The 11720-nt window shown below is 56.1% G+C and carries 10 protein-coding genes and 1 pseudogene; 10 read left to right on the forward strand and 1 reads right to left on the reverse strand.

Going from position 1 to position 11720, the window contains the following annotated elements:
* Positions 1 to 132 precede the first annotated feature (132 nt).
* The 9 genes and pseudogenes from ACN0V1_RS09180 to ACN0V1_RS09220 form a co-directional block, all read left to right on the forward strand.
* Positions 133 to 303: pseudogene (locus tag ACN0V1_RS09180) on the forward strand (ferritin); the annotation flags it as partial.
* Positions 304 to 401: 98 nt separating this feature from the next.
* On the forward strand, positions 402 to 1928 hold the full coding sequence (locus tag ACN0V1_RS09185; protein ID WP_417544709.1) for a flavin-containing monooxygenase: 1527 nt from the start codon (positions 402 to 404) through the stop codon (positions 1926 to 1928).
* A gap of 190 nt (positions 1929 to 2118) precedes the next feature.
* Positions 2119 to 2574 (forward strand): DUF302 domain-containing protein, encoded by a 456-nt coding sequence (locus ACN0V1_RS09190; RefSeq protein ID WP_417544710.1) that lies wholly within the window; start codon positions 2119 to 2121, stop codon positions 2572 to 2574.
* 213 nt (positions 2575 to 2787) lie between these two features.
* On the forward strand, positions 2788 to 3642 hold the full coding sequence (locus tag ACN0V1_RS09195) for an IclR family transcriptional regulator (RefSeq protein WP_417544711.1): 855 nt from the start codon (positions 2788 to 2790) through the stop codon (positions 3640 to 3642).
* Between the two features lie 339 nt (positions 3643 to 3981).
* The gene (locus tag ACN0V1_RS09200; RefSeq protein ID WP_417544712.1) at positions 3982 to 5139 is read left to right on the forward strand and encodes a TAXI family TRAP transporter solute-binding subunit; all 1158 of its coding nucleotides are present in this window, start codon (positions 3982 to 3984) and stop codon (positions 5137 to 5139) included.
* A gap of 77 nt (positions 5140 to 5216) precedes the next feature.
* Complete coding sequence (locus tag ACN0V1_RS09205) at positions 5217 to 7160, forward strand: TRAP transporter permease (RefSeq protein ID WP_417544713.1); 1944 nt, start codon at positions 5217 to 5219, stop codon at positions 7158 to 7160.
* Between the two features lie 27 nt (positions 7161 to 7187).
* Positions 7188 to 7871 carry a 3-oxoacid CoA-transferase subunit A gene (locus ACN0V1_RS09210; protein WP_417544714.1) on the forward strand — a complete coding sequence of 228 codons (684 nt, stop codon included), beginning with the start codon at positions 7188 to 7190 and terminating at the stop codon, positions 7869 to 7871.
* Positions 7858 to 8499, forward strand: coding sequence for a 3-oxoacid CoA-transferase subunit B (locus ACN0V1_RS09215; protein WP_417544715.1), 642 nt, complete (start codon positions 7858 to 7860; stop codon positions 8497 to 8499). Before ACN0V1_RS09210 ends, ACN0V1_RS09215 begins: the two co-directional genes overlap by 14 nt.
* A gap of 52 nt (positions 8500 to 8551) precedes the next feature.
* On the forward strand, positions 8552 to 9901 hold the full coding sequence (locus ACN0V1_RS09220) for a hypothetical protein (RefSeq protein WP_417544716.1): 1350 nt from the start codon (positions 8552 to 8554) through the stop codon (positions 9899 to 9901).
* 14 nt (positions 9902 to 9915) lie between these two features.
* Here ACN0V1_RS09220 and ACN0V1_RS09225 read toward each other — a convergent pair whose 3' ends face one another.
* A complete protein-coding gene (locus tag ACN0V1_RS09225; RefSeq protein WP_417544717.1) occupies positions 9916 to 10086 on the reverse strand; it encodes a hypothetical protein in 171 nt (56 codons plus the stop codon).
* Positions 10087 to 10330: 244 nt separating this feature from the next.
* Here ACN0V1_RS09225 and ACN0V1_RS09230 point away from each other — a divergent pair, with 244 nt between their 5' ends.
* Positions 10331 to 11647, forward strand: coding sequence for a DEAD/DEAH box helicase (locus tag ACN0V1_RS09230; RefSeq protein ID WP_417544718.1), 1317 nt, complete (start codon positions 10331 to 10333; stop codon positions 11645 to 11647).
* The last annotated feature ends 73 nt before the right edge of the window (positions 11648 to 11720 follow it).

An 11720-nucleotide genomic window follows, 5' to 3' on the forward strand; every position in this document is an offset into this window, starting at 1 on the left:
GACTTTGCCACAGGAAGCGAAGTTGCTCAAATGGACGCCGGGTGTTTCAGCGGCTGTTTTTCGGTTATTGTCAAAGCGTATCATTGTGATAAAACGATACCTCACTGACCTGAAAATAAGGAACCCGTTACGGCGAGCGACAGTTATCACGAACCGGTAGACGAACTGACGGATGAAACCCGCAACATGCATCGTGCGGTCAGCTCTCTGATGGAAGAGTTTGAAGCGGTGGACTGGTACAACCAGCGAGTGGATGCCTGCAAGGATCCTGAGTTGAAAGCGATTCTTGAGCACAACCGCGACCTGAGAACGTGCAGGCCAATTTCGCAGGATACCGGGCTGCGCTATCTTGATTTCCAACGCGTTACCAGAATAACGACAGTGAAATTGAGAGATTGGTTATGAGCGAACAGCATTTTGATGTTTTGATCATTGGAGCCGGGGTGTCCGGCATCGGCATGGCATGCCACCTGAGGCAAAAGTGCCCAGGCAAATCTTTCACCATCCTGGAACGGCGTCAGTCGCTCGGAGGCACCTGGGACCTGTTCCGTTACCCGGGCATTCGCTCGGACTCTGACATGTTTACTTTCGGCTACAACTTTCGCCCATGGACGGGTGGCAAGGTGCTGGCAGACGGCGCCTCCATTAAAAGCTACGTCAGTGAAACCGCAAAGGAGCATGGCGTTGAGCGGCACATCCGCTATGGCCTTTCGGTACAAACTGCAGACTGGTCAAGCCTGGATAAATGCTGGAATCTGATCGCCGTGAATGAAGCGACCGGCGAGTCGGAAACCTATACCGCCAGCTTCCTGATCGGGTGTACCGGTTACTACAACTATGATCAGGGCTATAAACCGGATTTTCCCGGTGAGGCGGATTTCAAAGGCCAGATCGTGCACCCGCAGCGCTGGCCAGAAAACCTGGATTTTACGGGCAAGAAGGTGGTGGTGATTGGCAGTGGTGCAACGGCGATTACCCTGGTGCCGAGCATGGCAGGAAAAGCCGCCCACGTGACCATGCTGCAGCGCTCACCAACCTACCTGATGCCACTGCCGTCAATGGACAAGATAGCGCTCGCTTTGCAGAAAGTATTGCCTGCCAGAGCCGCCTATCGGTTGACCCGGGCCCGAAACATCTCAATTTCCCGGTTTTTGTACCAGCGCTCCCGCAAGAGCCCAGAGGCTATGCGCCGTTTGTTCCTGAGCATTATCAAACGCCAGGTGGATGACCAAACCGATATGCGTCATTTCACGCCAGACTACAACCCATGGGATCAGCGCCTGTGCGTGGTGAAAGACGGCGACCTGTTCAAGGCACTGAAAGCAGGCCGGGCGTCGATCGCGACCGATCATATTGAGCGTTTCACCGAGACCGGTATTCAACTGAAGTCCGGTGAGCACCTGGATGCTGACATCATCATTCCAGCCACCGGCCTGGATATTCAGATGCTCGGAGGTATCAAGCCGAAGGTGGACGGCGAGGAAGTGATTCTGAAAAACAAAGTGGTCTACAAGAGTGTGATGGTTGAAGGCGTGCCAAACGCGGGGATAATCTTTGGTTACACTAATATTTCCTGGACCCTGAAAGTGGATATCGCCAGTGAATACCTATGCCGCCTGATCAACCACATGGATCGGCGCGGGATGCGCGTGGCCGTGGCCAGGGATACCGGGAACAGTCTGGGTGAAGATACCGTAATGGGCTCACTGAACGCCGGTTACATCAAGCGCGCTGCGGATCGCCTTCCGCGCCAAGGCACCCACGGCCCGTGGAAATCCTCCCAGAATTACCTGGAGGATGTAAAAACCCTTCGATTTGAGCCAATTGAAGACGGTTACATCGAGTTTGATGGCAAGAAACCCATAGCCCGGGAAAGTGAACCCCGTGGCTTTCTCCGGCCTTTGCGTTCGGCTTTGTTTGGCGCCTGAGTAATACCCGGGTGCAGCGTGTGCTGCGCTCCTTGTTGTCTGTTGACGACCATGCGAAGGCGAAACATCTGGTGTATACGTATTAAAACCTGGTTGGATGAAAACAAACTCTCTGATCAGGTATCCGGATTCCCCCGTAAGGCCAGAGTGGTCTAGTATGAGGTTCACCTGTCATGAAAGGATGCGTTTTATGAATGTTTTCAGAATGATCGCTTTGCCTCTTATCTTCTTGCTCTGTTCGGGCCTGGCCCAGGCTGCAGAAGGCCTGATCGTGGTTAAAAGTAACCAGAGCGTAGCGGCTACCGCCGACAAACTTGAAGCGGTTTTGAGTGAAAACGGCATGAAAATCATGAATCGGATTAACCATGCCGCCGCAGCCGAATCGGCGGGCATGGAGCTGCGCCCGACCGAGCTGGTGATTTTTGGCAACCCTAAAGTAGGCACGCCACTGATGCAGTGCGCGCAGAGTGTGGCACTGGACCTGCCCCAGAAAGCACTGATATGGGAAGACGAAAGTGGCCAGGTCTGGCTCGGCTATAACGATCCGGAGTACCTGAAAGCCAGGCATTCCATAGAAGGCTGTGATGCTGTGCTGAAAAAAGTGAGTGGAGCTCTGACGAATTTTGCCGGCGCCGCAACCCGCTGACAGAGCGCCTGATTTCAGGGCCTGATGTTGTTTTTCGTCGCTTAATCTTCTTTGCCTGCCTCTACTTCGGTTTTCCCACCTGTTCGTGTCAGATTTCCCAGTAATTCCGATGCTATCTTATTATCTGAGATAATCTTATCAACATGTGGTAAAAATGAGCTGCGGGTGAATATCCGCTCGGTAAAACAGATCACTTGACTAGCCCGATTAACCATGACCACCGAAAACAATCAGACCAAAGTCCGACCGGTAGCTTCCAGCACAACGCTGGCAAAAGCCTCTCTGCTTTTGCGCACGGTTGCGAAAATCTTCCCGACCGGAGGCACCTTGTCCCGCATTGCCCGGGAGGTGGGAATGAACACGGCCACAACGTATCGTCTGCTGACGGCGTTGGCTCATGAAGGGTTACTCACCTTTGATCCATACGCCAAGACCTATCATGTCGGCTTTGAGCTGCTGCAGATTGCCGAGTCAGCGCAGGCGGTGGCACCGGATTTAAAGTTGCGTCACCACCTGCGACCGATGTTGGCCAGCATTGCGCGGCGCACCGAAGAATCCACCTACCTTTCCATACTCGCCAATCGTGATTCCGTGTGCATTGATCTGGCCGAAGGGACGTACCCCATCAGCGCCAATACCCTGGTGGCAGGCGCGCGTCGGCCTCTTGGCGTAGGTGCGGGCGCAATGGCGCTGCTGGCCGCTTTGCCTCTGGCGGAAGGTAACCGGATGGTATTACAGAACCAGGAACGCTATGAGCGCTATTCCGATATTACTCTGACCGAGGTGGAGCAAGGCCTGAGTGAGTGCCGCCGATTGGGCTATGCGTTCAACAACGGGCGTATCGTGCCGGAAGTCGCGGCGCTTGGGGTGGCTTTCAGAGTGCCGGATAGCGGGCATTATGTAGCTATCAGTGTTGCTTCAGTGGTGTCTCGTATGTGCACCGAGCGCCGGCAACTCGTTATCGACGTCATTCGGGATGAGATTTGTCAGTGGGTCTCGCAAACGGCGGATCATCTGCCTTTTAAAGGCAGCTGTGTTGGGAGCAGTTTCCGCCATTCGTTTGAGTAAGCCCTAAATTCCGCTCTGCAAACCTAAAATTCATTTTATAGCCCCCGAATTGATCAAATCTTATATCCAAATATAACTTAAGGTATTGTTTCTACTTAATAAAATCAGAATAATTTGTAAATTATTCGTCAATTTACTAAGTTCTCGTGAATAAACATTCTCAACATACGATAAATAAATTGATCAATTTGAGAAAATCATTGACTAGTGTCAGTGCTACGGTCTAATTTCTGACTTGTACTACCGGCCTCGCCGTTTGTTTTTTCTGTGTCATTGCATCCGATGTCGGTCTGGCGGAAAGACTTCACGGCCATAAAACAAGAATGTAAGGAGCCCTCAATGATTCATTCCCTTGCTCTGCGCCGCCCGTTGCTGACAGTAACAGCAGCGACTGTACTCACCACCATGATGACTCTCGGCGCGACCGCAGTCAGCGCCGAAACCGAGCTGCCCGATACCATGACTTGGTCATCATATGACGTTGGATCGGCAGGTTATGCCGAAGCCTCCGCCATCGCCGATGCGTTCGGTAAGAAATACGGCACCCGTGTGCGCATTCAACCATCAGGTTCTGCCATTGGCCGCCTGCAGCCATTGATCAGCGAACGTGCCGACTTCAGCTTCCTGGCCACCGAAACGTTTTTTGCGGCTGAAGGTATCCACGATTTCTCGACCCGCCGTTGGGGCCCGCAGGATCTGCGCGCTGTCGCTGGTCGACCGTCGTCGTTCGGTATTTTCACCGCCGCCGATGCGAACGTTAAAACCCTGAAAGACCTGAAAGGTAAGCGCTTCGCCTACGTTGCCGGCAACCCGTCGATCAACGTCAAGTGTGATGCCTTTCTGGCCTTTGCCGGTCTGACCCGGGACGATGTGGAAGCGATCATGTTTCCTACCTACGCCAACACCATGAGCTCACTGGCCCGCAATGAAGCTGATGCCTCCTGCACCACCACCACGCCGAGCCATGTCTACGAACTGGCTGAATCGCCCCGTGGCATTCGCTGGCTGGAGGTGCCGGCTGAGGACAAGGAAGGCTGGGCGCGCCTGAAAGCAGTGGCACCGTTCTTCCAGCCCTACACCGAGACGATCGGTGCGGGCATCAGCAAAGCAAACCCGGTGGATATCCTGGCTTACCGTTACCCGGTGCTGACCGTTCGTGCGGACACTGATCCTGAGCTTGTCTATACCTTCATCAAGGCGCTGGATGAGACCTACGACATGTATAAGGACGCCACTGCGGTTATGCCCCGCTGGCGTCTGTCCGAAGCCGGTACCCCGGCTATCGATGTACCTTTCCACGCCGGCGCCATCCGTTACCTGAAAGAAAAAGGTATCTGGACCGAGGAGCACCAGGCCTGGAACGATCAGCGTACCGAGCGTTTGAATGTGTTGATCGCTGCCTGGCCCAAGGCGGTGGCTGAAGCGGACGGCAAAAGCGATGACGAGTTCGCGGTTATCTGGGAAAAGCATCGCATGGAAGCTCTGAATTCCCTGTGATCTTTAACTGAGCAAGATCGAACCGGGAGGGTGCCAGCGCGTTCCGGTTCGATCTTCTTTTTCAGAGTATTTCCATTATGAATGCCTCATCCGATACCCCCGCAGAACATACTGGTACGCCTGACGCCACTCCTGGCCGTCTCCAAGGTTTCGCTTACTGGTGCGCGCTAGGGTTGGGCGCGCTGGGTTTGCTGATGGCGATCAACCAAACTTTTAATCTGAAAATCTTGGGTTTCCAGCCGCTGGGTAACGCCTATCTCTATTATCTGATCGGTGTTTTTCTTGCGGCCGCCTTCCTTTGTTTTCCGGCCTGGTCGGGAGCTCGTCATCGGGTGTCCTGGTACGACTGGCCACTGGCGCTAGCCGCTTTGGGTGCCTGTGGTTATCTGGGCTACCACGGTTTGATCATGATCCAGCTGGGCTGGGATTATATGGCGCCAATCGAGGCTACTGTCGCTTCTGCGGTCTTGCTGGTATTGGTGCTGGAAGGCGTTCGTCGTTGTGGTGGTTGGCCGCTGCTCGCGGTGGCTTTGCTGTTCGGCAGCTACCCACTTTACGCGGGCTCTATGCCGGGTTTTCTCTGGGGCAATGAATATGGCCTGACCGAAACCATTCGTGCTCATGTTATGGGTGTAGAGAGCATTATTGGTATTCCGATGCAGGTGGTGGCGCAGCTGGTCATTGGTTTTGTGGTGTTTGGTGCTGCGTTGACGGTCACCGGCGGCGGCGAGTTTTTCATGCGCTTTTCCACTGCCCTCATGGGCAGGAGTCGCGGCGGCCCGGCGAAGGTGTCGGTGTTGTCCAGTGGTATTCTTGGCAGCCTGTCGGGGAGCGTGATCTCCAACATCCTGACCACCGGCCCGATTACCATTCCCACTATGAAGAAAACCGGCTACCCCGCCCATTATGCGGCCGCGATCGAGGCGTGCGCCTCTACCGGCGGTACGCTGATGCCGCCGATCATGGGCGCGGTGGCTTTTATCATGGCGTCGTTTCTGGGGGTGCCCTATTCGGAGATCATTATTGCGGCATTCCTGCCAGCGTTGCTGTTCTATCTGGCGTTGATTTTCCAGGTTGATATCTACGCCGCCAAGCGTGGCCTAAAGGGCATGCCGGAAGCGGACATACCGAGCCTGAAAGAGACCCTGAAAGACGGTTGGCCGTACCTGTTCAGCCTGGTCATGCTGATCTACATGTTGCTGTTCATGCGGCTGGAGGCCTATGCGCCTTACTACGCCACGGTGGTGCTGTTGGGCATCTCGATGTTCAAACGTCGGCACCGGCTCAATCTCAAGCGCGCGCTGGCGTTTATCGCGGACCTGACCACCAGCGTCTCAAACCTGGTGGCTATCCTGGCCGGTATTGGCCTGGTGGTGGGTGGTCTGTCCTACACCGGCGTGGCCGGTGCCTTCTCCCGCGAGCTGCTACTTTACGCCGATGGCAGCATCCCGTTGATGCTGGCGGCCGGTGCGGTGACCAGTTTTGTGCTGGGCATGGGGATGACGGTCAGTGCCTGTTATATCTTCCTGTCGATCCTGCTGGCACCGGCGCTGGTCAATGCCGGCCTCAACCCGCTCGCCAGTCATCTGTTTATCCTGTACTGGGGCATGATGTCGTACATCACCCCACCGGTGGCGCTGGCTGCAATTACCGCTGCCGGTGTCGCCGGTGCCAATGCCAGTAAAACGGGCCTGTACGCCATGCGGCTGGGGGGCATTCTGTTTATCCTGCCGTTCCTGTTTGTGCTTAACCCGTCGCTGATCCTGCAGGGTGCCCTGGGTAACATCCTGGTCTCTGTGGTAACGGCCGTAACCGCGATCTGGCTGATGGCATCTGCTATGGAGGGTTATCTTTACCGGGTGGGCGTCCTGGTCTGGCCGCTGCGCGTGCTGGTCATGACCTCCGGTGTGGTGCTGATCTATCCCGACATCGTGACGGATGTTATTGGCTTTGGTCTGGTCGGCCTGATCTACGCGTGGCACCGATGGGTGCGGCGGCCTGTATCCCTCGAATCCAGTTAACCGCAACCAATGCGATGGTGAACAATCGTGATTAACAAAATCTGTGAATCCCTGCGGGCCGCAGTTGCCGATATTGAAGACGGCAGTGTTGTGATGATCGGCGGCTTCGGTAACTCCGGTATTCCAATGCAGCTGATCGAAGCGCTTCGCCTGCACGGTGCCCGTGAATTGACCATTATCTCCAACAATGCCGGCACCGCCGAAGAAGGCATTGCGTCGTTATTGCGGGACCGTCTGGTGCGCAAGATAGTGTGTTCGTTCCCGCGCTCGTCCGGCTCGATCTGGTTTGAGCGCCTGTACGAAGAAGGCGAGATTGAGCTGGAGCTCGTGCCACAGGGCACCCTGGCTGAGCGCATCCGCGCCGCCGGTGCCGGCTTGGGCGGGGTTTACACACTAACCGGTTATGGCACTCGGCTGGCCGATGGCAAAGAGACCAAGATGATCAATGGCAAGGGCTATGTGCTGGAAACCGCCATGCCTGCCGATGTGGCACTCATCAAAGCAGACCGCGCCGATGCCTGGGGCAACCTGGTCTACAATACCGCTGGCCGCAATTTTAACCCCATCATGGCAACGGCCGCCCGCACCACGATCGCTGAAGTTAAGACCATTGTCGGGGTGGGGGATCTGGACCCGGAGTGCATCGTCACGCCCGGCATTTTTGTCGATCGCGTTGTCGCCCAAGAGGTACAGCAACATGCTGCGGCTTAGTACGGAGGAGATGGCTCGTCGGGTGGCTCAGGACATCCCGGACGGCGCCTACGTGAACCTTGGCATTGGTATGCCGACCTCGGTTTCCAACTATGTATCTGATTATAAACAGGTTATTTATCAAAGCGAGAACGGCATTCTCGGCGTAGGGCCGGCTCCAGAGCCTGATAAGATCGACCCGGATCTGATCAATGCCGGTAAGCAGTATGTGACACTGCTCAAGGGCGGCTGCTACTTCGACAACGCCGAATCCTTCGCGATGATGCGCGGTGGCCATCTGGACATTGCGGTGCTGGGTGCGTTTCAGGTTTCGGCCACCGGCGATCTGGCCAATTGGGCTACCAACAACGACAAGTTTCCACCGGCCGTTGGCGGTGCCATGGATCTGGCGGTGGGTGCCAAACAGTTGTTCGTGCTGATGCGCCACACCACCAAGACAGACGAGCCCAAGATTCTGGAGCAGTGTGAGTACCCACTTACCGGGGCGGGCGTGGTCAAGTGCATCTACACCGATCTGGCGGTGATTGATGTCACCGACGAGGGTTTGCGGGTGCGGGAACTTTATGGCGACAATACCCTGGCCGAGGTTCAGGCACTGACGGCGGCGCCGTTGTTACCACCGTTATAGGGAAATACCTCGTGGTCACTGGATGGACAGATGTTATGCCCCACCCGAGTTTATGAGCCAGGACACCGCCTCATCACTGCTGACCCTGCGTTCCGTGCTTGCCTACCTGGCTTTGGGCGCGGGGGTGCTGTCATTTCTGCCGGGACTCGGGGTTGTAGGTGCGGTCGCGATTATCAGCGCCATCATCCTGGGCTGGCGGGACCTTCGGTTGGTGGCGCGGCTGCTGTTCGGCCTGCTCACGGCGATGACGGTCATTGCGATCGCGACGGCGCCGGGTGCGCTTATCGGCGCAGCCACCAGCATGACCCGCCTGACCGCGCTCATCATAACGGTGATGCTGTTGTCCTCCATGCTGGGTAAATCCGCAGATCTGGGGGTGATTTCCAAGAGCCTGTTTGCGGGCTCGCCGCTGGCCCGCTACTACAGCGTAACCTTCGGCACCGCCTTTCTGTCGATACCGCTGAATTTTGGCTCGGTTGGCGTGGTCGCCACCATGATCCAGGGCGAAAAGGACCAGCAAGGCGACTCTGCAATCACTCGCAATGCTTCTCGCGGCGTACTGCGCGGTTTTGGCGCATCTCCGATTTTTTCACCGCTGTCGATCTCCATTGTCCTGACCGTGACATTTGTACCGTTCCTACACAGTTGGCAGATTATTGCGATCAGTCTGCCACTGGCTGTGGGTTACCTGCTAATAGGGGCACTGTTTCTTGAGCCCGAATCACCCGGGTACCAGCCTGTCGCGGCACCAGAGCCGGGCACAAGACGGGCCCGTATGGCGCCCTGGCTGAGGTTTGCCGCCGTCATCGGGGCGATTTTCGGGGCAACATTCGTCCTCAGTGGCTACTTTGATCTTAGCTACTCGCGTGCGGTGACGCTGAGTTGCCTTGGTGCGGTAGTGATCGGGCTGGCGCATCGGCGTTTACAGGGCTGCAAAATTACCCTGCCGTCGATGGCACCGATGAGCAATGAACTGGTGATAGTTGGAGGCTCAGCCTTTCTCGGGGTACTGATCAGCACCTTTGCCACCCAGTGGCTGGGTGCAGGGTTCAGTCTGCCGGGCTGGGCCTACCCGATAGTCGCATTCGTGGTGCCATCGGTGTTTTTCCTGGGCGGTATGATCGGATTTAACCCGATTGTTATCGGCACCCTGACTGGCGGCGTGCTCGGGCCGATCTGGCCCGTGAGCGCGGTCCTTGGGTTGGGCATCGCCATGGTCTCCGGCTGGGGTCTTACGACTGCGGGTACGCCATACTCAGCCAATTCACTGCTGCTGGAGCGCCTGACCGGTTACAGTGCCCAAGTGGCCTCTTTGCGCTGGAACATGGCGTTGTCGGTATGTTGCCTGTTGTTTAGCGGTGCGTTGGCTGCCGTCATTACCCTGGTGAAGGCTGGACTTTGATCCGACGGTCGCGCTTAACCGGTCTTTTTGCGGATTGTTTTTGCACCGGTTTCGGAGTGCTCCGGCATAAACACCTCTCGCACCGAGAGCGGGTTACCACGGGCATCTTCCACCGCCCATTGGTTGACATCAATGGCATGAGCCACGAAGAAGCTGGCTGGCAGCGAATTGTCTCTAATAGCCACAATAATCACTTATAGCTAATTCTCCGTGCCTCTGTTATGGTTCGTCGCATCCTGCCTCTAGGGATTCCGCAGTTTCAGGCTTCAAGCCTTCTTGCGAACCATCCATACGACCTGTCAGAGGACGTCACCCCGATTACCGGCGCGTGACTGTAGTCGTCTTTTATTCCATGAATCTTCATGGCATCTGCCCGCATTCGCCGAGAACGGTGTTCGTGGAGGCAGAACAATCAAGAGTTAATCATATATGAGTTTTTCTTCACTCGGTCTTTCCGAGCAGCTGGTCCGTGCAACTACCGACCAGGGTTATGACACCCCGTCCCCCATTCAGCTTCAGGCCATTCCTGCCGTACTTTCCGGCAAAGATGTTATGGCTGCAGCCCAGACGGGCACAGGCAAAACCGCCGGCTTTACACTGCCATTATTGCAGCGCCTGGCGGAGAACCCCCGCACCGGCAAAGGCCCACGTGCACTGATTCTGACGCCCACCCGTGAACTGGCGGCGCAGGTTCATGACAGCGTAAATCTTTACAGCAAATACGTTCCTACCAAGGCCGCTGTGGTGTTTGGTGGTGTGAAAATCAATCCGCAGATGATGAAGCTGCGCAAAGGTGTGGATGTGCTCGTTGCAACACCGGGCCGCCTGATGGATCTGTATCAGCAGAATGCTGTGCGTTTCAACGAAGTGGAGATCCTGGTACTGGACGAAGCCGACCGCATGCTGGACATGGGCTTTATCCGTGATATCACAAAAATTCTCGCGTTGTTGCCTGCCAAGCGCCAGAACCTGCTGTTCTCGGCCACCTTCTCTGGTGAAATTCGGGCCTTGGCTAAAGGCCTTCTGAACAACCCTGTACAGGTTGATGTGGCGGTCAGAAATACCACGGCTGAGAGCGTGCTCCAGTCGGTGTATTCGGTTGATCAGAGCCAGAAAACTGCTCTGCTGAGCAAGCTGGTGCGTGATAACAGCTGGGAACAGGTGCTGGTATTTACCCGCACCAAACACGGAGCCAACCGCCTGACCCAGAAGCTTGAAAAAGATGGCATCACCGCGGCAGCCATACACGGCAACAAGTCTCAGGGTGCCCGCACCCGCGCTCTGGCCGACTTCAAGGCCGGGGAAGTGCGTGTGCTGGTTGCCACTGATATCGCGGCCCGTGGCCTGGATATCAAACAGTTGCCTCAGGTGGTTAACTTCGAACTGCCTAACGTGCCGGAAGACTATGTTCACCGCATCGGCCGGACCGGTCGAGCTGGTGAGAGTGGCCAAGCGTTGTCGCTGGTAAGCGCTGATGAACTCAAGATGCTGGTCGGCATCGAAAAACTGATCAAAAAGCAGCTGCCGCGCAAGGAAGTGGAAGGTTTTGAGCCCAAGAACAATCTTGCGCTCAAACCCAAGGCCAAGGCCGATCCGAGTAAGGCACGTGGCCGCAGTGGTGGTGGAAACGGTCGGGCTGATGGCCAGCCCCGCAATTTCGGCGATAAGCCCGGTGGACGCAGTGGTGGTCGTAGCCAGAGTGGCAATGGTCAGCGTGGACGTTCAGGCCAGCGTCAGAGTGCATAAAGATTGTGTGTAGAGTGCCTGACGCCTTGTCGGCGACAGGTAACTGATCAAACAATGCGGAGCTTCGGCTCCG

The organism is Marinobacter sp., from assembly GCF_048266785.1.
Lineage (GTDB): Bacteria > Pseudomonadota > Gammaproteobacteria > Pseudomonadales > Oleiphilaceae > Marinobacter.